The organism is Sphingomonas sp. LHG3406-1 (assembly GCF_029637485.1).
GTDB lineage: Bacteria > Pseudomonadota > Alphaproteobacteria > Sphingomonadales > Sphingomonadaceae > Sphingomicrobium.
Window position 1 is genome coordinate 2,499,953 of record NZ_CP069128.1, and the last position, 20,937, is coordinate 2,520,889.

Annotated in this window: 16 protein-coding genes, 1 tRNA gene and 1 pseudogene; 7 read left to right on the plus strand and 11 right to left on the minus strand. The window is 67.9% G+C overall.

Annotated elements, in window-relative coordinates:
• The first annotated feature begins 87 nt into the window (after positions 1-87).
• Entirely contained in the window at positions 88-2,082 is a 1,995-nt protein-coding gene (locus JOY29_RS12215; RefSeq protein WP_300973810.1) for a protein-disulfide reductase DsbD, read from the plus strand.
• On the opposite strand, the gene JOY29_RS12220 is transcribed toward JOY29_RS12215, so the two are convergent.
• Positions 2,079-3,725 (minus strand): amidohydrolase, encoded by a 1,647-nt coding sequence (locus JOY29_RS12220; RefSeq protein WP_300973811.1) that lies wholly within the window; start codon positions 3,723-3,725, stop codon positions 2,079-2,081. The two genes, JOY29_RS12215 and JOY29_RS12220, sit on opposite strands and share 4 nt — an antisense overlap.
• Before the next feature lie 56 nt (positions 3,726-3,781).
• On the opposite strand from JOY29_RS12220, the gene JOY29_RS12225 reads away from it, so the two are divergent.
• Entirely contained in the window at positions 3,782-5,017 is a 1,236-nt protein-coding gene (locus JOY29_RS12225; RefSeq protein ID WP_300973812.1) for a threonine ammonia-lyase, read from the plus strand.
• Here JOY29_RS12225 and JOY29_RS12230 read toward each other — a convergent pair.
• On the minus strand, positions 5,014-5,580 hold the full coding sequence (locus JOY29_RS12230; RefSeq protein WP_300973813.1) for a hypothetical protein: 567 nt from the start codon (positions 5,578-5,580) through the stop codon (positions 5,014-5,016). The two genes, JOY29_RS12225 and JOY29_RS12230, sit on opposite strands and share 4 nt — an antisense overlap.
• 46 nt (positions 5,581-5,626) lie before the next feature.
• Positions 5,627-7,180, minus strand: coding sequence for a PAS domain-containing protein (locus JOY29_RS12235; protein ID WP_300973814.1), 1,554 nt, complete (start codon positions 7,178-7,180; stop codon positions 5,627-5,629).
• Between the two features lie 303 nt (positions 7,181-7,483).
• On the opposite strand from JOY29_RS12235, the gene katG reads away from it, so the two are divergent.
• Positions 7,484-9,724, plus strand: coding sequence for a catalase/peroxidase HPI (gene katG / locus JOY29_RS12240; protein ID WP_300973815.1), 2,241 nt, complete (start codon positions 7,484-7,486; stop codon positions 9,722-9,724).
• Between the two features lie 122 nt (positions 9,725-9,846).
• Here katG and JOY29_RS12245 read toward each other — a convergent pair whose 3' ends face one another.
• Both JOY29_RS12245 and JOY29_RS12250 read right to left on the minus strand, forming a co-directional pair.
• On the minus strand, positions 9,847-10,740 hold the full coding sequence (locus JOY29_RS12245; RefSeq protein ID WP_300973816.1) for a hydrogen peroxide-inducible genes activator: 894 nt from the start codon (positions 10,738-10,740) through the stop codon (positions 9,847-9,849).
• Between the two features lie 654 nt (positions 10,741-11,394).
• Positions 11,395-11,928, minus strand: a complete 534-nt coding sequence (locus JOY29_RS12250; protein WP_300973817.1) for a TetR/AcrR family transcriptional regulator — start codon at positions 11,926-11,928, stop codon at positions 11,395-11,397.
• 111 nt (positions 11,929-12,039) lie between these two features.
• Here JOY29_RS12250 and JOY29_RS12255 point away from each other — a divergent pair, with 111 nt between their 5' ends.
• Positions 12,040-12,927: a metal-dependent hydrolase gene (locus JOY29_RS12255; RefSeq protein WP_300973818.1), complete on the plus strand. Its 888-nt coding sequence runs from the start codon at positions 12,040-12,042 to the stop codon at positions 12,925-12,927.
• Between the two features lie 6 nt (positions 12,928-12,933).
• Here the strand turns inward: JOY29_RS12255 and JOY29_RS12260 are convergent, their stop codons facing one another.
• From JOY29_RS12260 to JOY29_RS12285, 6 genes and pseudogenes are all read right to left on the minus strand, one after another.
• The gene (locus JOY29_RS12260; protein WP_300973819.1) at positions 12,934-13,470 is read right to left on the minus strand and encodes a GNAT family N-acetyltransferase; all 537 of its coding nucleotides are present in this window, start codon (positions 13,468-13,470) and stop codon (positions 12,934-12,936) included.
• A 166-nt stretch (positions 13,471-13,636) separates the two neighbouring features.
• Positions 13,637-13,918: a 50S ribosomal protein L27 gene (gene rpmA / locus JOY29_RS12265; protein WP_300973820.1), complete on the minus strand. Its 282-nt coding sequence runs from the start codon at positions 13,916-13,918 to the stop codon at positions 13,637-13,639.
• A 143-nt stretch (positions 13,919-14,061) separates the two neighbouring features.
• Positions 14,062-14,430: pseudogene (rplU, locus tag JOY29_RS12270) on the minus strand (50S ribosomal protein L21); the annotation flags it as partial.
• A 135-nt stretch (positions 14,431-14,565) separates the two neighbouring features.
• Positions 14,566-15,021 carry an Lrp/AsnC family transcriptional regulator gene (locus tag JOY29_RS12275; RefSeq protein WP_300973822.1) on the minus strand — a complete coding sequence of 152 codons (456 nt, stop codon included), beginning with the start codon at positions 15,019-15,021 and terminating at the stop codon, positions 14,566-14,568.
• Positions 15,022-15,815: 794 nt separating this feature from the next.
• Positions 15,816-16,163 (minus strand): heat shock protein HspQ, encoded by a 348-nt coding sequence (gene hspQ / locus JOY29_RS12280; protein WP_300973823.1) that lies wholly within the window; start codon positions 16,161-16,163, stop codon positions 15,816-15,818.
• Between the two features lie 76 nt (positions 16,164-16,239).
• Positions 16,240-16,914 (minus strand): SDR family NAD(P)-dependent oxidoreductase, encoded by a 675-nt coding sequence (locus JOY29_RS12285; protein ID WP_300973824.1) that lies wholly within the window; start codon positions 16,912-16,914, stop codon positions 16,240-16,242.
• A 139-nt stretch (positions 16,915-17,053) separates the two neighbouring features.
• Between JOY29_RS12285 and JOY29_RS12290 the strand changes: the two genes are divergently transcribed.
• From JOY29_RS12290 to JOY29_RS12300, 3 genes are all read left to right on the plus strand, one after another.
• Positions 17,054-17,143: transfer RNA gene (locus JOY29_RS12290), tRNA-Ser, on the plus strand.
• Between the two features lie 377 nt (positions 17,144-17,520).
• Entirely contained in the window at positions 17,521-19,896 is a 2,376-nt protein-coding gene (locus JOY29_RS12295; RefSeq protein WP_300973825.1) for a TonB-dependent siderophore receptor, read from the plus strand.
• Entirely contained in the window at positions 19,896-20,936 is a 1,041-nt protein-coding gene (locus JOY29_RS12300) for a phytase (RefSeq protein ID WP_300973826.1), read from the plus strand. The genes JOY29_RS12295 and JOY29_RS12300 overlap by 1 nt, the downstream gene beginning before the upstream one ends.
• Position 20,937: the final 1 nt, after the last annotated feature.

Consider the following 20,937-nt stretch of genomic DNA (forward strand, 5'->3'; position numbering starts at 1 on the left):
TCAGGGTCCATGTCGCCAGCCGTGCCCTCAACCCTGTTCCACGATGGATGCTGAAACAAGTTCAGCATGACGCTAGAGGGGTGGGGAATGCTCCGCCTCCTTGCCCTCCTACTCGCCCTCCTCGCCGCCGCGCCCGCTGCGGCCCAGCTCGGCACCGGCACCGCGCACATGCGGCCCGAACTGGTCGCCGAAGGCCCAGCCATCCCCGGCCGCGAGGTCGAGCTGGCGTTGCTGATGACCCCCGAGCCCGGCTGGCACGGCTATTGGGAGAATCCCGGCGACGCCGGCAAGCCGATGACCGTGCAATGGGACCTGCCGGCCGGCGCCTCGGCGGGGCCCCTGCGCTATCCGGTCCCGTCCAGGCTCACCATCGCCGGCCTGATGAACCACGTCTTCAAGGGCCCCTATGCCGTGCTCGTCCGGCTCAAGGTGCCCGCGGACGCGCAAGGTACGCTGCCGGTCCGCGCCAGCCTCGATTATCTCGTCTGCACCGACGAGATATGCGTTCCCGAACGCGGTTCGGTCGCGCTCAACCTGCCGGTGGGGCAGGGGACCGGCGACCCCCGTTTCGACGACTGGCGTGGCAAGCTCCCCCAGCCGCTCGGCCCCGGCGCCACCTTCGCGGTCAGCGGCGGCCGGCTGCAGGTCGCCATTCCGCTGCCGGAAAGCGTGGCGGTCGGCGTGCCGCACTTCTTCCCCGTCACCGAGGAGATTGCTCGCTACGCCGAGCCCCAGCGCTTCCGCCGCACCGCCGACCGGCTGGTCGCCGACCTGCCCTTGTCCGCCGCGCCGAAGGGCAGCTTCGCCGGGGTCATCGACCTCGGCACCGGCCGCGCCCTTCGCGTCGAGGCCGCGCCCGGCCCGGTCCCGACCGGCGGCCGGACCATCGGCGGCGGCGAGCCGTGGCGGCTGGCGCTGTTCGCGTTCCTGGGCGCGATGCTCGGCGGGCTGATCCTCAACCTCATGCCCTGCGTCTTCCCCATCCTGGCCCTGAAGGCGCTGGCGCTGGCGCGGGCGGGGGGCGAGGAGAAGCATGCCCGCGCCGACGCGCTCGCCTATACGCTCGGCGCCATCGTCGGCACCGGCGCGCTCGGCGCCCTTCTGCTCGGCCTTCGCGCCGGGGGCAGCGCCGCCGGCTGGGCCTTTCAGCTGCAGGACCCGCGCACCGTGCTGCTGCTGGCGCTGCTCGCGCTGGCGATCACCCTCAACCTGCTTGGGGCGTTCAGGCTGCCGGTGCTGGGCGGCGACGCCAACCCGCGCGGCGGCTTCGCGACCGGCGCGCTCGCTGCCTTCGTCGCCACGCCCTGCGCGGGGCCCTTCATGGGCGCCGCCCTCGGCACCGCCCTTCTGCTGCCTGCGGCCGGGGCCCTGCTGGTCTTTGCCGGCCTCGGCCTCGGCCTCGCCTTGCCCTTCCTCGCGCTCGCCTTCATCCCCGCGCTTCGCCGTCGCCTGCCGCGGCCCGGCGCCTGGATGATGCGCCTCCAGCGCATCCTTGCCATCCCCATGGCCCTGTCGGTCGCCGCCGCCTTCTGGCTACTGTGGCGGCAGGGCGGGGAAGGGGTGCTGCTCGCGGGTCTCGCCGCCGCCGCCATCCTCGCTTTGCTGCTGTTCGCGGTCGGCCGCATCCAGGACAAGGGACTGCGCGCCTGGCCGCTCGGTCTCGCCGCAACCGCCGCAGGTCTGGCGGCCGCCGTGCTCCTTCCGCCCGCCACCCCCGCCGCGGCGCGTCTCGCCGGCGGCGTCGAGGCCTGGAGCGAAGCCAGGGTCGCCGCGGCCCGCGCCGGGGGCCGTCCCCTGTTCGTCTATTTCACCGCCGACTGGTGCCTCAGCTGCAAGGTCAACGAAGCCAGCACCATCGACCGCGACAATGTCCGCACGGCGCTAAAGGACGCCGGAGTCGAAATGCTGGTCGCCGACTGGACCAACGCTGACCCGGCCATCACCCGCTTCCTCGACAGCCGCGGCCGCGCCGCCATCCCGCTCTACCTCTGGTATCCGCCGGGCCGGGGCGAGCCCGAGGAACTGCCCCAGGTCCTCACCCCCGCCATGCTGATCGAGCGGGCGGAAGCGATCAGGCGCTAGCCCCGCTCGCCCGCCCCGGCAGCGCGCTCCCACACCTTCCGCCCCGCCATCCAGGTCTCCAGCACCTGCGTGCGCGCAAGGTCGTGCGGCGTTACGGCGGCGGGATCGCGGTCGACCAGGATGAAGTCCGCCCACTGCCCGACGTCCAGCCCGCCGAAGCGCGCTTCGGCAAAGCCCGCATGAGCCGCGTCACGGGTGAAACCGGCGAGCGCCTGCCCCAGCGTCAGTTTCTCCCACGGCCGCCACCCGCCCGGCGGCTGGTCGTCGAGGCCCTGGCGGCTGACCGCAGCGGCAAGCCCGTGAAAGGGGTTCGGATCCTCGACCGGGAAGTCCGATCCCAGCGCCAGCATCGTCCGGTGCCGCGCCAGCGTCTGCCACGCATAGGCGCCGCCCAGCCGCTGCGGCCCTAGCCGCGCCTCGGCCATGGTCCGGTCGCTGGTCTGGTGCACCGGCTGCATCGAGGCGATGACCTTGCCGTCGGCGAAGCGGTTCAAGTCCGCCCCATCGACGATCTGCGCATGCTCCACCCGGCAGCGGCGGTCGCCCTGACTGCAGCCGATGGCGGCAAAGGCGCCCAGCACCATGTCGTTCGCCGCATCGCCGATGGCATGAACGGCGAGCTGGTGACCGCGCCCCGCTGCCGCGCGACCCTGCTTCACCAGTTCCTCGGGGCTGATCAGCGGCAGGCCACGCGTATGCGGCGCGTCGGCATAGGGTGCCTTCAGCCACGCCCCGCGCGATCCGAGCGCCCCGTCGGAGTAGAGCTTCACGCCCGTCAGCCGAAGCCGGTCCTCCCAGCGCCAGCCAGGCGACCGGTCGGCCTCGATCGCCTGCAGCGCGTCGCTGCCCGCGGCATAGCTCATGATCCGGATCTTCAGCCCGCCGGTGCCATAAGCGAGGTTCATCGCGTCCCACTCAGGCCGGCTGGTGCCCATGTCGGCGACTGCTGTCAGCCCGCGCGAGAACAGCGCCTGCTGCGCGCGTGCAAGCGCAGCATCGCGCATCTTGGCCGTGGGCGCGGGCACATGCCGATCGACCAGGGCCGTCGCCGCGTCCACGAACATGCCATCGATGATCTCGCCGCCGGGCGGAGCCTTGGTCGCCGCCGTCACGCCCGCCGCCGCCAGCGCCGCGCCGTTGCCGACCGAGGCATGGCCGTCGACCCGCTCAAGCCACACCGGCCGGTCCTTCACCGCCGCATCGAGGTCGGACGAGGTCGGAAATTTCCGGTCCGGCCACAGCTCCTGGTTCCACCCGCGCCCGGTGATCCACGGCAGGTCGGGGTTCGCCGCCGCATATTCGCGCAGCCGCTGCTGCAGCTCGGCAAGGCTCTTGGTACCGGTGAGGTCGAGCTGCCCGAGCGCCAGCCCATAGCCCATCACATGGCCGTGCGCGTCGATCAGCCCCGGCATCAGCACCCGGCCGCCGCCGTTCAGCACCCGGGTCCCTGCCGGCAGCTTGAACTGCTCGCCCTTCAGCACGCGCTTCACTTTGCCGTCGTCGCCGACCAGCAGCCCCGTGAAGCGCTCGATCTGGCGGTCCGGCGTGGCGCGCACGCCCTTGACGTTGGTGACGAGGAGGTCGGCGAGCGCGGGCTCGGCGGCGAAGAGGAGGGCGACGGCGCCCAGCAGAAGCTTTTGCATGTCCGCCATTGCTAGCATTGTCGCACGCTGAAGGAAGGGGTAGCGGTCGCGGCCGCATGACAGCTCCCGATCTCGCCGACATCCACGCCGCCGCCGACCGAATCGCCGGCGCGGTGCTGCGCACGCCCTTCCTCCACAGCCGCACCCTGTCCGAGATCATCGGCACCGAGGTCTGGCTGAAGTTCGAGAACCTCCAGTTCACCGCCGCCTACAAGGAGCGCGGCGCCCTCAACAAATTGCTCCAGCTGAACGCGGACGAGCGGGCCCGGGGAGTCATCGCGGCCAGCGCCGGCAACCATGCTCAGGCGGTCGCCTATCATGGCCGCCGGCTCGGCATCCCGGTCACCATCGTCATGCCCCTGAGCACCCCGCTGGTAAAGGTCGGCCAGACCGAGGAGCATGGCGCCCGCGTCATCCTGCACGGCGAGCGCTTCGACGACGCCTATGCCCATGCCCGCGAACTGGAAGCCGCAGAGGGCCTGGTCTTCGTCCATCCGTTCGACGATCCGGACATTGTCGCCGGCACCGGCACCATCGCGATCGAAATGCTCGACGAGGTGCCCGACCTCGACATGCTGGTCGTTCCGATCGGCGGCGGCGGCCTCATCAGCGGCATGGCCATCGCCGGCCGCGCCCTCCGTCCGGACATCGAAGTCATCGGCGTCGAGGCCGAACTCTATCCCTCGATGAAGAATGTCGTCGAAGGCGGGCACGGCGCAATCGGCGGTGACACGCTGGCTGAAGGCATTGCAGTCAAGGTGCCCGGCCAGCTCACCCGCGGCATCATCCGCGACCATGTCGACCGCATCGACCTTGTCGCCGAGAAGGACCTCGAACATGCCGTCGCGCTGCTCGTCGGCATCGAAAAGACGGTGGTCGAAGGCGCCGGCGCCGCCGGCCTCGCCCTGCTGCTCGCCCAGCCCGAGCGCTTCCGCGGCAAGAAGGTCGCGACCGTCCTGTGCGGCGGCAACATCGACACCCACCTCCTCGCCAACGTGCTGATCCGCGAGCTCGTCCGCTGCGGCCGCATCGCCCGCCTCCGCATCGGCGCTCAGGACCGGCCCGGCGCGCTCGCCGCCATCACCGCCTGCTTCCACGCCGCGGGGGTCAACATCCTCGAAACCAACCACCAGCGGATCTTCTCGAAGCTGCCGGCCAAGGACACGGTCATCGAGGTCGAGTGCGAAGCCCGCGACGCCCGGGCCATCGATCTCCTCGTCGAGCAGCTCGAGGCCAAGGGCTTCGCCGTCGAGAGCCCGCGACCCGACGAAGTGCCCCGTCGCCGCGGCTAGGGTTCGCCCTCGCGCTCGCAGGCCGCGATCTGCAGCAGCATGGCGCCGGTCGCCATGAAACTCAGCGCCAGGATCCATGAAAAGGTCGCCACCAGCTCGCTGGTCGTCCCGAACAGGGCGACGATGATGCTCGCCAGCGTCAGCCCGGAAATCAGGATGGCGGCCAGCGCCAGGTCCGTCGCGGCGGCGATCCCCGTCCAGCGGCGCACGCCCGACCTGCCGCCCTCGATCGTCGCCAGGGTCAGCGCCGCCACGCGCAGCAGCAGCCAGAAGATGATGACGGTGATGTTGGGCAGGAATCGGGTTTCGTCACGGGCGATGAACAGGCCGCCGGCGATCAGCGTTGCCACGCCCGCCAGTGTCGACGGCACCCGCGCCCGCTGCCGGCCGGCCGCCGCAACCACCTCCAGCGCACCCGCCAGCAGCAGCAGTTCGCCGACCACCAGGGCACCGCTCGACGCCGCCACTTCGGGCAGCAGCAGGGCTGCGGCGGCGACCAGCAGGATCAGCCACCCGCAAACTGCCGTCATGCGCGCCCGTCGCTGGTCGGGAGTGGATGTCATTGCAGCCTTGTAACAAGAAGCGGGCGGGGCGGTTCCGTGGCGAAGGTCATGCCGCTCCTTGCCTCACGAGCCTTGCAACGGTCTTCACGCTTTTGCCGCTCTCCCCCTCCGCTTCATCGTGACGCGATCGGTCGAGGGCGATGTCAAACCGTACCTCCAGACCGTCCCGGTTCCAGTCCATGGTCAGCGTCCCGCCGAGCTGGCGCTCCACGCTGCTGCGGATCAGGCGGCTGCCGAAGCCACTCCGGCTCCGCTCTTCCACCGGCGGTCCGCCCCGTTCGACCCAGGCGAACCGCAGCCGTGGAGAATTGCCGCGCGCGGCATGAATGTCCCAGCGGACGTCCAGCCGCCCGGCCGGGGACGACAGCGATCCATATTTCACCGCGTTGGTCGCAAGCTCGTGCGCGATCAGGCCGATGCTCTGCGCCGCCGCCGGTTTCAGGAGCAGCGACGGGCCGTGAAGGTGGATGCGATCAGGCTCGCCCTCGCCATAGGGAGCCAGTTCCTCGTTCAGCAGGCTCAGCAGGTCCGCGCCTTCCCACCGCGATGCCGCCAGCATGCTGTGCGCCCGGCCGAGCGCGAGGATGCGGCCCTCGACCGCCGCCTTGAACTCGTCGAGCGAACCCGCCCGGGTCAACGCCACCACCGACTGGACCACCGCCAGCAGGTTCTTGGCGCGATGATCGAGTTCACGGGTGAGCAGGGCTTCCCTTTCCTCTGCCTCGCGCGCCTCGGTGATGTCGGTGGAAACGCCGACCACGCCGATCACCTTGCCCGAACGGTCCTTGAGGGGGCTCTTGAGGGAGCGATAGTGGCGGGTGACCCCGTCGGCGCCGGTGAACACCTCCTCGATGTCTTGGGTCCTGCCGGCGGCGAGCACCTGCTGGTCGACGGCCTGCAGCGCTTCCGCCTCCGCCGGATTGGAGTTCCACTCGCTGTCCGTCTTGCCGAGGATGTCGGCCATGCGCATCCCGGTCAGCTGTTCGAGCGCCCGATTGCCGTACAGCATGCGCCCATCCAGGTCCTTGGCGTAGATCAGGCTGTCGGTCGACCTTCCGATCATCTCCAGCAGGGAAGCCGTCTGCCGGAGCTGCTCCTCCGCCGCCCGCTGGTCGTGCACGTCCTCGATCTGCCCGATCCAGCGAACGACGGTGCCGCTTGCTCCGCGCTGAGGCACGGCCCTGCCGCGCGCCCGGCGATAGCGGCCGTCGCGGAAGCGCAGCCGGAACTCGACGTCCTGGTTGGTCCCGGTCGCCATCGAATGCGACCAGGACGCGCCCACCTTTTCTCGGTCGTCGGGGTGGATGGCCTCGCTCCACTCCGCCGTGGTGGCCGGAAGATCGAGCCCGGTCCATTCGGTCCAGCGCTTGCCGACGTGGAGCGTGCGTCCATCGCCGTCGGTGACAAACGTCATCTGCAGCGGCAGGTCGACCAGCTCCCGGTAATTCTCCTCCACCCGCAGCAGGGCCGCTTCGCTTTGCTGCGCCCGGCGCAGCAACACGAATCCCAGGTAGCCGATGGCGGGCAGGGCAATGAGGCGCCACGGCCCTTGCACGAGGATCCCGCCCAGGCAGACGATGACGGCGGCACCGACGACCATCGCTTGCCGCCATGACGTCATCGCAGGCCTGCCGGAGGGTCGCCTTGCCCCCACATCATCGATCATTTTTCGGACCCCCAGCTTTCTGCAGCGCCCGAGTCGGAATCCGCAGAAACGAAAAGTTCTCATGCAATCCCAATGGGATCAACGTCTGGGACCCGACATTGATTCGATCTGCTGTTTCGGAGCGTCAGCCCATCGATCGGATTTTTCGGTCAGAACGCCGAAGATTGTTTGTTTGGGTCGATGATGCGCGCAAGCTAGGGGACGCTCGAACGATTCACCCTTGAGGAGCTTTCATCCATGGACGCAAAGACCGGCGATCTCCCCGGCGGCTGCCCTTTCCACCAGGAAGGCAAGGTCCGCTCACTGCTCGGGCGGCAGAACAAGGATTGGTGGCCCGAAGCGCTGCCGGTCGACATCCTCACCCAGGGCGGCCTGTCGCCCGACCCGATGGGCTCGGACTTCAGCTATGCCGAGGCGTTCAATGCGCTCGACTATGATGCGCTGAAGGCCGACCTCACGGCGCTGATGACCGACAGCAAGCCGTGGTGGCCGGCTGACTATGGTCATTATGGCCCGTTCATGATCCGCATGGCCTGGCACGCCGCCGGCACCTACCGCACGGCCGATGGCCGCGGCGGCGCCAATTCGGGCCAGCAGCGCTTCGCCCCGCTCAACAGCTGGCCGGACAACGGCAACCTCGACAAGGCCCGGCGCCTGCTTTGGCCGATCAAGCAGAAGTACGGCAAGAACATCAGCTGGGCCGACCTGTTCATCCTCGCCGGCAATGTCGCGATCGAGAGCATGGGCGGGCCGGTGTTCGGCTTCGGCGGCGGCCGCCGCGACGTGTTCGAGCCCGAGCGGGACATCTACTGGGGCGCCGAGGAGCAGTGGGTCGCCGCCGAGGAAACCCGCATCCAGCCCGACCGCGAGATGGCGCTGGAGCATCCGCTCGCCGCCATCCAGATGGGCCTGATCTACGTTAATCCGGAGGGCCCGGGCGGCAATCCCGACCCGCTGCAGTCCGCGCGCGACATCAAGATCACCTTCGAGCGCATGGCGATGAACCATGAGGAGACCGTTGCGCTGACCGCCGGCGGCCACACCTTCGGCAAGGCTCACGGCGCGGGCGATCCAAGCCACGTGGGCGAAGCGCCGGAAGGCTCGGACATCGCCATGATGGGCCTCGGCTGGACCTCCACCCACGAGAGCGGGATGGGCGAGCACACGATCACGAGCGGAATCGAGGGCGCCTGGGTGAACACCCCGACCGAGTGGAGCGAAAACTACTTCCGCCTTCTCCTCGACTATGAATATGAGCTGGTGAAGTCGCCCGCCGGTGCCCAGCAGTGGCAGCCGATCAACCAGCGCGAGGAGGACAAGGCGCCCGCCGCGCATGACCCGTCGATCCGCGTTCCGACCATGATGACCACCGCCGACATGGCGCTCAAGGTCGACCCGGAATTCCGCAAGATCAGCGAGAAGTTCCGCAACGACCATGAGGCGTTCAAGGACGCCTTCGCCCGCGCCTGGTTCAAGCTGACCCACCGCGACATGGGTCCCAAGGTCCGCTACCTCGGGCCGGAAGTCCCGGCCGAGGATCTGATCTGGCAGGACCCGGTGCCGGCCGGCAAGGACCCCTCCTCGGCCGAAGTCGAGCGCTTCAGCAAGGCCATCCTCGATGCCGGTTTCACCGTCGGCCAGCTGGTCAAGACGGCCTGGGCCTCGGCCTCGACCTACCGCAAGTCGGACCACCGCGGCGGTGCCAACGGCGCGCGCATCCGCCTTGAGCCGCAGCGGGGCTGGGACGTCAACGAGCCGGAGGAACTGGACCGCATCCTCGCCAAAATCGAGGAGCTGCGCGGCGAACTGTCGATGGCCGATGCCATCGTGCTCGCCGGCTCGGCGGCGGTCGGCAAGGCCGCGCGCGACGCCGGCTTCGACGTCACCGTGCCCTTCCAAGGCGGCCGCGGCGACGCCACGCAGGAGTGGACCGACGCCGACAGCTTCGCGGTGATGGAACCGGCGGCCGACGGCTTCCGCAACTATCTCAAGACCAAGCACAGCGTGAAGACCGAGGAACTGCTGGTCGACAAGGCATCGCTGCTCGGCCTTTCCGTGCCGGAGATGACGGTGCTGCTGGGCGGCCTGCGCGTCCTCGGCGCGACCTACAAGAACCGTCCCGAAGGCGTGCTGACCAACCGTGTCGGCCAGCTCACCAACGACTTCTTCGTCAACCTGCTCGACAACGATACCTTCTGGGAAGTGATCGACACGTCGGGCGACGAGGAGTTCATCGGCTATGATCGTGGCGGCCGGACCGAGAAATGGCGGGCGACCCGCACCGACCTCATCTTCGGCTCGAACAGCCAGCTTCGCGCCACCGCCGAAGTCTATGCCGAGAAGGGCAACGAACTGCTGTTCGTCCGGCACTTCATCGATGCCTGGGTCAAGGTGATGAACGCCGATCGCTTCGACCTGCTGCCGTCGGCCAAGGTCTCGGCCGATCAGGCTGGGGACGGCACCAACCGCGGGGTGTGATCTCTGTGCCTCCCCTGCGAGGGGGAGGTGCCTCGATCAGGCGGAGGGGGCTTGGCTTACGGTAGCCGGGCCCCCTTCGGTGTTCTTGCGCATGGCGGTTTCCCCTACAGGGGCGATGCCCGTCACCGCAGCCGCCGCAACTCCTCCGCCAGCAAGCGGAACTCCGCCTCCCGCGGGCTCCCCTGCCGCCAGATCAGCGCGATCTGCCGCAATGCCTGCTCCGACACCAGGGGGCGGACCTCGACCTGGGTCCCGTCGAGCAATCCCGCCTCGACCGCCATCTCCGGCACCAGCGTCACGCCCAGCCGATTGTCGACCATCTGCACCAATGTGTGCAGGCTCGTCCCCAGCATCATCGCCGAGGCGCGCAGCTCCGGGCGGTTGCACGCCGCCAGCGCATGGTCCTTCAGGCAATGCCCGTCCTCGAGCAGCAGCATGCGGCTGACGTTGATCTGCTCCGGCCGCACGTCCGGGTCGGTCATCTCCCCCGGCGCCGAGGCGACCAGCAGCCGGTCCTCGAACAATGTCTCGGCGGCGATGTCGCCGCATTCGAACGGCATCGCCAGCAGCACGCAATCGACCAGCCCGCGCTGCAGGCTGTCGCAGGCCGCCCCGCTTGGCTCCTCGCGCAGGAACAGCTTGAGGCTCGGATGATCCGCCCTCAGCTTGGGCAGCAGGGGCGGAAGCAGGAACGGCGCGATGGTCGGGATCACCCCCATCCGCAGCTCGCCCGTCAGCGGTTCGCGCTCGGCCTGCGCCATGTCGGCCAGCTCCTCCGCCGCCCGCAGCACCAGCCTTGCCTTGGCGACGATCCTGATGCCCAGCGGCGTGAAGCGGGTCACCCGCCGCGACCGCTCGACCAGCATGGACCCGAGCAGCGCCTCCAGCTCCCGCAAGCTGGCCGACAGGGTCGACTGCGTGATGAAGCAGCTCTCCGCCGCCCGGCCGAAATGGCCATGGTCGTGAAGCGCCACCAGATACTGGAGCTGCCGCAGGGTAGGGAGGAAGGTCGTCATCGTTTCCTTCAATCAGTGCGACCGCTCTTAGTTGTTGGAACGAACAATGCATAGCTGGCATTACGCTTGGCAACGGACTTGCCCGACCCCCTGCGTGGCAAGCCGGGCCGCCGCCGCCGACCATATTCACGGTCTCCCCCTTGGACCACTGGACGCGGCGGCGGCCACCCTCCTTGATAGCTCCCGTATTGCGCCCACAACACACCTGGACGACGACAGGGATGGCGGGATGCGCACAGCGACGGTGGTGACGGGACGGCGGTCATGACCATTGCTCGCGACCCGACGGCCTGACCGGCCAGCTGACCGGTCAGTCGCCGGTCCGGCTGGAGGCGCTTGGGCCGCGCGAGTTCCGGACGGTCGGCATCGATGCCCGCCCCGCTTTCGAGAACCGAAAATGGGCTCTCAATCAGCCTTGATCGCCAGCCCTGATCGTCATTCCTGGGGGGCGCAAGCTGTCCATCATGGCCGGACGATGGCCATGGTGAATAGTTTGCGATACGAACCATGAAGGTTCATTCCTGGCGTGAGCGCGACCTTGCTGCCCCTTGTCGGCCACTTCCTTCCCGGCTGCCTGTTCGCAGGACGCGGCGCTCCGTTGCGAAGTGGACAAAGTGAAATTGAAGGCAGATTTTCTCTTTTCGGCGGGGCCGGTCAGTCCCGCAGCGGACTTCCCGCCAGGCCCTCGATCTGTGCCGCGGCCACTTGCCGGACCGCTTCCCGGTCGAGCCCGCATGCGCGGGAGATCTCCTCGCCCGCCAGGCTGTCGCCGATCGCCAGCAGGGTCAGGCTCAAGGTCATGCGGTCGACCGGTCGCGGATCGCCGAGCGCGCGCATGGTCCGGATGATTCGCTCGATGGTGGCGATCACGGGCTCCAGGGCTTCCCGCTGCCGGGTGAGGGCGATCCAGCCGATCAGCTCCCCGGCGCCCTCGCGGCGAAAGGCCTCGAACATGGCATCGACGACGTCCCGCTCCGTGCCGGTGCCTGCCCGGCGCTGCTCGATCGCGCCTTCGATGGACGCGGAGACGGTCTGCGCGATGTCCTCTGCCAGCGCCCGCTGCAGCCCGGCGGCCGATCCGAAATGATGGAGGAGGTTGGCATGGGTCCGACCGACGCGCGCGGCCACCGCCTGCAGCGTCACCGCCGCGGCGCCCTCGCTCTTCAGCAGGTCGCGCGCCGCAGCCATGGCAGCCGCGCGGCTCTCCTCAGGGGAAACTCTTTTCCGCACCAATGGTTTTATTGACATTCTTGTTAGCAATCATCAGATAGAGCGTCCGTCGATGAGTGGAGGACCAGCATGAGCGTGGCAAGTCTGGAGCGAGCATCGGTGACTCCGGAAGATCTCACGATCACGCCGCGCGACCGCCGTTTCGGCCGCGACGAGCAGACGCCGCGCTGGTGGCTCAACAACTCTCCCTATGAAACCGCGCTCTACAATGCGCTGTCGGCCACCTTCCCCAAGGGCGAGGCCTATTTCATCGAGAGCATCCGTGCGTTCCGCGATGCTGCGGACGAGAAATTGACGGGCGAGATCCGCGCCTTCACCACGCAGGAAGTGATCCACAGCCGCGAGCATCTCGCCTTCAACCGCCGCGCGGTCGAAGCGGGCTACGACCTCGCGCCGCTCGAGAAGACGGTCGACGAGAGCCTCGCCCTGCTGAAGGGGCGGCCGCCCATTCTCGACCTCGCCGCGACCATGGCGCTGGAGCATTTCACCGCGATCATCGCGCACGAGATGCTCGCCAATCCGCGCCATCTCGTCAACGCCGATCCCGCGACTGCCGACCTGTGGCGCTGGCATGCGGTCGAGGAGATCGAGCACAAGGGCGTCGCCTATGACACCTGGCTCGCGGCGACCAGGGACTGGACCCGCTTCAAGCGCTGGAAGGTGAAGAGCATCCTGATGCTGCTCGTCACCCGCAATTTCGTCCAGCACCGCACCCAAGGCGTGCTCGAACTGCTCCGCCAGGACGGCATCACGGGCCTTCGCGCCTGGGCCGGCGCCCTGTGGGTGATGTGGGGCCGGCCCGGCATCTTCCGCAAGGTCGGCGCCGCCTGGCTGAGCTACTTCCTGCCCCGCTTTCACCCGTGGAACGAGGATGACCGCGCCCTCATCCGCGGCTGGGACGCGACCTACGACTATCGCCAGGAGCCGCCTGCGCGGCGGGTGCGCAAGGCGGCCTGAGGAGGCTCAGGCCGCCAGCGCTTCCTCCGCGCAGCCGAGGTCGAGCGTGAACAGCTTGCACAGCTGCGCGCCGCCCCGGGCGCAGCTGTAGCGCGGCGCGGTCCGTCCGGTCGCCTTGAAGCCGAGCTTCTCCAGCACCCGCCCGCTCGCCGGATTGTCGATGAAGTGCCCGGCCTCGACCCGGCATAGCCCGATGGTGCGGGCGATCTCGATCAGCTGGCGACCGGCCTCTTCGGCATAGCCGTTGCCCCAGTGGGCACGGGCGATCCAGTAGCCGATCTCGACCCCACCCGACGGGGTCCGGCTGAAGCCCGCGCCGCCGACCAGCTCCGGCGCCCCGTCGGTGCGGCGGAAGAGCAGGAAGGTCGGCAGCACCGGATCCTGCGGCTTGTCGAGGAAGGTCTTCGCCTCGTTGACCCCATAGGGCCAGGGCGCGGTGGCGAGATTGCGCACGATCGCCTCGTCGGCAATGGCGCGGGCAAGCGCCGGCGCATCCTCGGCCCAGCCGGGTCTCAGCAGCAGTCTCTCGGTACGAGCAAACATCTTGGACCTCTCTTCCCCGCGGCCCCGCTACCGGGACCAAGTGACAGTTTCGGGAGAAGAAAAAGAAAGGGAGAAGAGGGGGCTTCCCTCTTCTCCCTTCCAGGTCCTCGGATGAGATCCTGTACCGGGCTGCCCCCTCCTGGGGCGGCCCGTCAGCTACCAACCCCTATTCGGCTGCTTCCGCCATCGCCGGCATAATTGCCTCTACGTGGACGTACTTGCGGCCTTGACGACCGTCGCGGAACGCGACTTTCCCGTCGGTAAGGGCGAACAGTGTGTGGTCCTTTCCAAGCCCGACGTTCGACCCCGGATAGACGCGGGTGCCGCGCTGGCGCACGATGATGTTGCCGGCGACGACAGCTTCGCCACCGAACTTCTTCACGCCAAGGCGCTTGCTCTCGGAATCGCGGCCGTTACGCGACGAGCCGCCTGCTTTCTTATGTGCCATGGTTCTTAAGCCTTCGGAGTCTTCTTGGCCTTGCCCTTAGCAGGCGCAGCATCCTGAGTCGAGTTGGTCGCGTCCTGGGTCGCTTCGACGCCGGCGTCGGCCGGAACCACGCCCTCGTTCGAGGCGACCTGGCTCTCGTCGATCTCGGCCGGAGCCGGAGCCGCCTTGGCCTTCTTCGGTGCCGCCTTCTTGGATTCGCCACCCTGCGCCTGCTGGTCGCCGATCGACACGATCTTCAGGATCGTGTGCTGCTGGCGGTGCCCCTTCTTGCGGCGGTAGTTGTGCCGGCGGCGCTTCTTGAAGACGATGACCTTCTCGCCCTTGGCCTGGGCGACGATCTCGGCGGCGATGGTCAGGCCGTCGGTACCCTTGAGGTCCGAGCCGTCGCCCGCGAGCAGGACGTCGGAGAGGGTGATGCTGTCACCGGCGTTGCCGTCCAGCTTCTCGACGACGATCTTGTCACCCGGCGACACGCGATACTGCTTGCCGCCGGTGCGGACGATAGCGAACATGGGCCTCTTCTCTTTTCTTATGCTCTGTTAAAGCGTGGATTTCGTCACCCATGCGGCAGCGTGGCGCCGGCCCGCGCGGGAAAGCGTGCCCCCTAGGTGAGGAGGGCCGCCCCTGTCAACCAATCAGCCGCCTCATCAGACCGGATAGGCGGTCGAACTCTTGCACCGTTCCATCGCGAACTTGCTGGTCACGTTCTTGAGCGGACCGGCGGCGATCAGCTGCTTATAGAAGGTGTCGAAATGCGCCATGTCGCGGACGGCGACGCGGAGCCAATAGTCGGTCTCGCCGGCCATCCGCACCACCTCCAGCACTTCGGGCAGGACCGAGACGCCGGCCAGAAACTTCTCCTGCCACTCCGGGCTGTGGTCGCGCGCCTCCACCTCGATGAAGACGATCAGGCCAAGTCCGAGCGCCTGCGGATCGACCAGCGCCACCGTCCGCTCGATCACGCCCGCCCCCCGCAGCTTCTGGATTCGGCGCCAGCAGGGAGTGGGGGACAGGCCGACCCGGCCGCCGATCTCAGCGACCGGCAGAGTCGCATCCTGCTGCAGGATCGCGAGGATCCGTCGATCAGTCTCATCCATTTTCATGACGAAGCCAATTTGAGCACGATTTTGCCGGAAGGCAAGGAGTGCTGCACCCTGCTTGTTATTTGGCACCTCCTCTTGCCCCCGGTGTCACGTAGAGGCAATTTGACGATGTTCCGGGCGGGATGGTCTTGATCAGAGCACGCAAGATTATTCCAACTTCGGGATGGCCGGCAGCCGTGGCGCCCATTCGTGTCAGGCTGCCGGCCTTCTTTTCGCTTCCACGAACGACGGTCGTCCGGTGGCCCCTCCCGCCGGGCGGCTTCGTGGCGGGAGTGTCACCGGGGGTTCGGCAGCAGTTGCGGCATGGTGACGGCATCGGCGCATAGCTCCGCCGAAAGTCCGGGCATCCTCCCGTCGCTGCTGCCAATGCTGATGTCACCGAAGCTGGGGGAGGCGGATGCCGGGGCGTCCGAAGCAACAGGGATCATCTGCCCTTACCAGCCATATTCCGGTGCCCCTGCTCACGATAAGCCCGCTTGCGTTCATCGCCGCGACGCCTGTTAGGGCCAGGAAGCACCGCCGCCGCCAGCGGGAAGCGAGTCCGGCACGAAAGCCGAGGTTCCGCCCGACCATACCATCGTCGTTACCGGCACCCGCCGCACCGATCGCACGGTCGCGGGTTCGCCGGCCGCCGTGGACATCATCCCCATGGACCAGCTGAGTTCGTCGGGCCTTGGGGAGACCAGCAAGGTCCTCAACAACCTCGTCGTCAGCTTCAACGATCCGAGACCGTCCATCGCCGCACTCATTGCACAGGTAGAAGCTGGCAGCCCGCGTTCCGGGCGAGACCGCCCTCAGTGGCGATGCTGCGGGCGGAGCTTGTAGCGGCCGGGCTCGAACGCCTCGAACAGATTGGCAATGGCCGGATGATCGACCGGCTCGTCATCCTCGTCAGGAACCAGGTTCTGCTGCGAGACATAGGCGACGTAGCTGCCTTCGCCATTTTCGGCGAGCAGATGGTAGAAGGGCTGTTCCTTCGAAGGCCTGATCTCCATCGGGATGGCCTGATACCATTCCTCGCTGTTGGCGAAGACCGGATCCACGTCGAAGATCACGCCGCGGAAGTCGAGCAACCGATGCCGCACCACTTCGCCAATGCCGAAGCGGGCACGCGCCACGGGCGAGGCCTGAACTTCATTCATGGAGTTGGAACGATCGGTAAGCGGCATGGCTGCAACTTAAGTGATTGCCATGCATCCGCAAGTGGCAGGCCGTGCGTCAGAAGGGGACGCTGTCGCCTTTCCAGTCGAAGAAGCCGCCGCTGTCTGCCGGCGAAAGCCCATCCAGCACGGCAAGCAGCCGCTCGGCGGATTGAGCGGCGGTGAACAGCTTTCCCGGTGCCACGCCCGCCTGGAACGGCCGGCTCATCGCGGTGTCGACCGTGCCGGGGTGAAGCGCGACCAATACGGCATCGGGACGGGTTCGGCCCAGCTCGATTGCCGCTGTGCGCACCAACTGGTTGAGCGCCGCCTTGCTTGCCCGGTAGCCATACCAGCCACCCAGGCGATTGTCGGCAATGCTTCCCACCCGCGCCGAGAGGAAGGCTGCCACGCTGCGGCCGTTCCGGCTAAGCAGGGGCGCGAAGTGACGCAGGACCAGGGCCGGCCCGATCGCATTGACGAGGAAGGCACGCTGCAGTCGCTCGGGATCGAGCTCCCTCATCGACCGCTCGGGCTTCATCGCACCCTCATGAAGAATGCCGGTGGCGACGATCAGCCGATCGATGGTCGCGAAGGGCAGGCTTGCGGCGGCGGCGGCGATCGACGCCTCGTCCGCGTAGTCCAAACCATTGTCGCGGCGCGACAGGCGGTGGACGGTCTCTCCGGCCGCTTCGAGTCGCTCCGCAACGGCAGCGCCGATTCCTCCTGATGCTCCGATGACGATGCTGTTCATGGGGTCGCCTTCAAGCCTGTTCGCGCGTCGCCGCCAAGCTGGGCGAGGGACCAATATCCGCTAGGCAAGGCCGAATGGCGCTGCTAGGGACCCGCCGCGACCCCCCGGCCCTCCCGCCGGTGCCCAAGGTCTCTCGCGCGGAGAGGTGGCTGAGTGGTCGAAAGCACCGCACTCGAAATGCGGCGTGCCCTCACGGGTACCGTGGGTTCGAATCCCACCCTCTCCGCCATTTTCCGGATCTGCGCGCCGACCGGCATATCGCAGGCGCGGATGCCGGTCTAAGGTCGTCCACGGACAGGTCGGGGTTTTCCAGCATCATCCGCTCGATCGAGCGGTCGCTCAAAGAGCTGACCGACTGGCTGATCTGCACCGCCACGACGGACAAGATGACGAGATCGTCATGAGCGAGAGGCTGTCGCCCACGCGGTCGAAGCCCCGTCCGCACTCTCCGGCCCCTGATCCCAAGGCGACGCGGTCGTCGCGATATCAAGAGCTGCAGTCACGCACCTGTCGCCTGACGGACAAGCAACTGTCGGAAACGAGTCACGGCGGTGTCTCTGGTGCGAACTAGCGCCCCCTTCACAACGTTGACGGGGGGTCACTGAAATGAACGTCGTTCGCACCGGCGCTTTTGCCGGCGTATCGCTGCTTTCGCTGTGCGCTGTTCCGGCGTTTGCCCAGACTGCGGCGCCTGCCGTCGACACCGTCCAGACGACGAGCGATGGCGGGTCGACCGAGGACGATGAGAAGCGCACCGCGCAGGAAATCGTCGTTCAGGCGAACATCGGCTATCGCAACCGTTCGGAGACGCCCGAGCCCGTGCTGGTGTACGACACCGATTATTTCCAGCGCTTCGAGCCGCTCACCATCGGCGATGCGCTGAAGCGCGTGCCGAGCGTCACCTTCCTGTCCGACGTCATCGAGAGTGACGGCGCCCGCCTGCGCGGCCTCGACCCGGGCTACACCCAGATCCTGATCAACGGCGAGCGGGTTCCAGGCGCCAATGTCGACCGTAGCTTCTTTCTCGACCGCATTCCGGCCGAACTGGTCGACCGAGTCGAGATCGTCCGCTCCAATTCCGCCCGCCGCACTGCCGATGCGGTCGCCGGCACGCTCAACATCGTCCTTCGCGACGCCTTCAAGTTCGACGGCGGTTATGCGCGGGTCGGCGGTCTGCTGTTCGACGATGGCAAGGTGAAGCCCAATGTCGGCGCGGTGTTCGGCGGCCAGCTCGGCCCCGGCCGGCTGCTGGTCGGCGGCAACATCCAGGGCCGCTACAATCCCAAGCTCAAGTCCAGCCTGCGCTTCGGGGATTCGCCCGAGAACAATCCCGCCTACCGCACCGAGGATTTCGACAATCGCGAGGATCAGACCGACACCCGCGACGGCACCGACTATAACGTCAACGCCTCCTACGGCATCGACCTTGGCACCACGCGGCTCGAACTGAGCGGCTTCTACGTCCACACCGACCGCACCGAGGACGAGCGCAGCTACGAATATGATGATCCCATCGCCGAAACTGGTCCGGTCCGCGCGCCGACCAACGGCAATCTCCTGACCGACAATGCCAATGTGAACCGCATCGACCAGGACAGCTATTCACTCGCCGCCAAGCTCGGCCAGGACTGGAGCGCCGGCACCACCACCGCCCGCTTCGGCACCGCGCGCTTCCGGCAGGACAGCATCGAGACCGAGTTCGAGGTGGATTTCGACCGGTCGACCCCGCGCTTCACCGGCGACCTGACGCTCACCGACATCGATGACCGGGAATATAGCCTCGGCCTCGACCACAAGGTGCCGCTCGGGTCGGGCGCTGCCTTCCTGTTCGGCGGCTATCTCCAGGACAAGCGCCGCGACACGGACATCGCGACGGACCGCAACCGCTTCAACCTGACCGCCGGCGACCGCAACTATGACCAGTTCTCGCGCAACCCGACCGGGCTTCAGACCCCGTTCGACCCGGTTGTGGGGATTGTTGGGGGGGTCAATCGTATCGAGGAAGATCGTCGAGATCTGTTCGCGCTGGTGGAGGGCAAGGGCGGCGGACTGCGTTGGGAAGCGGGTGTCCGCTACGAGCACACCAAGGTCCGGGTCGACGATCTGCTCGAGGACGTGCAGTCCAGCACCGATTATGGCCTTCTGCTGCCGTCCGCGTCGATCAAGGCCGACCTGACCGCGCGCGACCGGCTCACGGCGTCCGTCGCAAGGACCAATCGCCGCCCGCGCCTCGACTATCTCTCGCCGGCCACGCTCGAGGAGGAGCTTGGCGACAACGACCTGCGCGGCAATCCTCGCCTCAAGCCGGAGACCGCCTGGGGCATCGATGTCGGCTATGAGCGGCGGATCGGCCGGACGGGCGTCGCCGGGGTCAATGTCTTCTACCGCAAGGTGAAGGACCTGGTGGAGATCGCCAATACCGGCGAACTCCGGATCGAGGACGAAGGCACGGAGGACGAGGAGAGCTTCCTCATCTTCCAGCCGCGCAATACCGGCGACGGCAAGGCCTGGGGCATCGAGTTCGACCTGTCGGCCAGCCTCGGCTTCATCGGCCTGCCGGACACCGGCGTGTTCGGCAACCTGTCGCTGCTCGACAGTTCGATCCGCGACTTCGCCGGAAAGCGCCGCTTCAACGACCAGTCCAAGTACGTGTACAACTTCGGCTTCATCCAGAACCTGCGCAGCTGGGACGCGGCGTTCGGCGCCACCTACCGCAAGCAGGGCCGGGCCTTCGGACGGGTGGTGGCCGAGGAAGTTCGCACCACCTATGGCGCCGACCTCGAAGTCTTCGTGGAGAAGCGCCTGTTCAACAAGCTGACCATCCGCGCGGTCGGCTCCAACCTCCTCAACGGCAAGAAGAAGGAGGTCTTCAACAAGTTCGCCACCATCGACGAGCAGCTTGACCGCGAGTTCGACGAATATGAGCTCGAGGTCGAGGAAGCGGGGCCGGTGTTCCAGATCGCCGCGCGGTACGCCTTCTGATGCGCGCGGTCCTCAGCCTGTCGGCCCTGCTTCTCGCGGGCTGCGCGACTCCGAGCCAGCCCGTCGCGGACCTACCGGTGACGACGGCGACCGTCACCGCCCGGGGCGAAACCGTCCCGGTCGGCACCGCCAACGCCGACGCGGCCGACGACCCGGCCATCTGGCGCAACGTCCGGCGGCCGGCAGACAGCCTGATCGTCGCCACCGACAAGAAGGCCGGCCTCTACGTCTATGGGCTCGACGGGCGCGTGCGCTCCTTCGTGCAGGCCGGCCAGGTCAACAATGTCGACCTCCTCGACCTCGGCGTCGGGGGCGTCCTGGTGGTGGCGAGCGACCGCAACGACCTCGCCAATGCGAAGCTCCAGCTCTACCGGCTCGACAGCGCGGCAGCCCGCCTGGTCCCGCTCGGTTCCGCGCCCGGCGGCGAGGGCGAGGCCTATGGCGTCTGCCTGTGGCGCTCGGGCAGAGAGGTCCATGCCTTTTCCGTGCTGAAGCAGGGCGGGGTGCACCAGGTCCGGCTCGATCCGGTGCGCGGGACCGGGACCATCGTCCGTTCCCTCAAGCTCGCCACCCAGCCCGAGGGCTGCGTCGTCGATCGCCGCTCGGCGACCCTCTATGTCGGCGAGGAAGCGGCCGGCATCTGGCGCTTCGACGCCCGCGCGAGCGGCCCGACCGACGGCACGCTCGTCGCCCGCGTCGATTCCCAGCGGCTGTTCGCCGATGTCGAGGGCCTGGCGCTCGCACCGCGCGGCCGCTCGGGCGGCTATCTCGTGGCGTCGAGCCAGGGCGACAATGCCTATGCCGTCTTCGCGCTTCCCGACATGCGCTTCGTCGGCCGCTTCCGCATCGGCCCGGGCCGCTTCGACGGCACGGAGGAGACCGATGGCATCGACCTTGCGCTCGGCAACTTCGGCGCCGACTATCCGGGCGGATTGCTGGTGGTGCAGGACGGGCTGAAGCAGCCGGCCGAAGGCGGCGAGCGGCAGAATTTCAAGCTCGTCGCCTGGGCCGACGTCCAGCGGGTGCTGGGTCTTCGCTGAA

What these genes read in the sequence shown, in the direction of transcription:
- rpmA (WP_300973820.1), bottom strand. Translation starts at nt 13,918, where the DNA reads ATGGCACATAAGAAAGCAGGCGGCTCGTCGCGTAACGGCCGCGATTCC.
- JOY29_RS12250 (WP_300973817.1), bottom strand. Translation starts at nt 11,928, where the DNA reads ATGGCTGCGGCGCGCGACCTGCTGAAGAGCGAGGGCGCCGCGGCGGTG.
- JOY29_RS12275 (WP_300973822.1), bottom strand. Translation starts at nt 15,021, where the DNA reads ATGAAAATGGATGAGACTGATCGACGGATCCTCGCGATCCTGCAGCAG.
- katG (WP_300973815.1), top strand. Translation starts at nt 7,484, where the DNA reads ATGGACGCAAAGACCGGCGATCTCCCCGGCGGCTGCCCTTTCCACCAG.
- JOY29_RS12230 (WP_300973813.1), bottom strand. Translation starts at nt 5,580, where the DNA reads ATGACATCCACTCCCGACCAGCGACGGGCGCGCATGACGGCAGTTTGC.
- JOY29_RS12235 (WP_300973814.1), bottom strand. Translation starts at nt 7,180, where the DNA reads ATGGTCGTCGGTGCCGCCGTCATCGTCTGCCTGGGCGGGATCCTCGTG.
- hspQ (WP_300973823.1), bottom strand. Translation starts at nt 16,163, where the DNA reads ATGAATGAAGTTCAGGCCTCGCCCGTGGCGCGTGCCCGCTTCGGCATT.
- JOY29_RS12260 (WP_300973819.1), bottom strand. Translation starts at nt 13,470, where the DNA reads ATGTTTGCTCGTACCGAGAGACTGCTGCTGAGACCCGGCTGGGCCGAG.
- JOY29_RS12215 (WP_300973810.1), top strand. Translation starts at nt 88, where the DNA reads ATGCTCCGCCTCCTTGCCCTCCTACTCGCCCTCCTCGCCGCCGCGCCC.
- JOY29_RS12225 (WP_300973812.1), top strand. Translation starts at nt 3,782, where the DNA reads ATGACAGCTCCCGATCTCGCCGACATCCACGCCGCCGCCGACCGAATC.
- JOY29_RS12245 (WP_300973816.1), bottom strand. Translation starts at nt 10,740, where the DNA reads ATGACGACCTTCCTCCCTACCCTGCGGCAGCTCCAGTATCTGGTGGCG.
- JOY29_RS12220 (WP_300973811.1), bottom strand. Translation starts at nt 3,725, where the DNA reads ATGCAAAAGCTTCTGCTGGGCGCCGTCGCCCTCCTCTTCGCCGCCGAG.
- JOY29_RS12300 (WP_300973826.1), top strand. Translation starts at nt 19,896, where the DNA reads ATGCGCGCGGTCCTCAGCCTGTCGGCCCTGCTTCTCGCGGGCTGCGCG.
- JOY29_RS12285 (WP_300973824.1), bottom strand. Translation starts at nt 16,914, where the DNA reads ATGAACAGCATCGTCATCGGAGCATCAGGAGGAATCGGCGCTGCCGTT.
- JOY29_RS12295 (WP_300973825.1), top strand. Translation starts at nt 17,521, where the DNA reads ATGAACGTCGTTCGCACCGGCGCTTTTGCCGGCGTATCGCTGCTTTCG.
- JOY29_RS12255 (WP_300973818.1), top strand. Translation starts at nt 12,040, where the DNA reads ATGAGCGTGGCAAGTCTGGAGCGAGCATCGGTGACTCCGGAAGATCTC.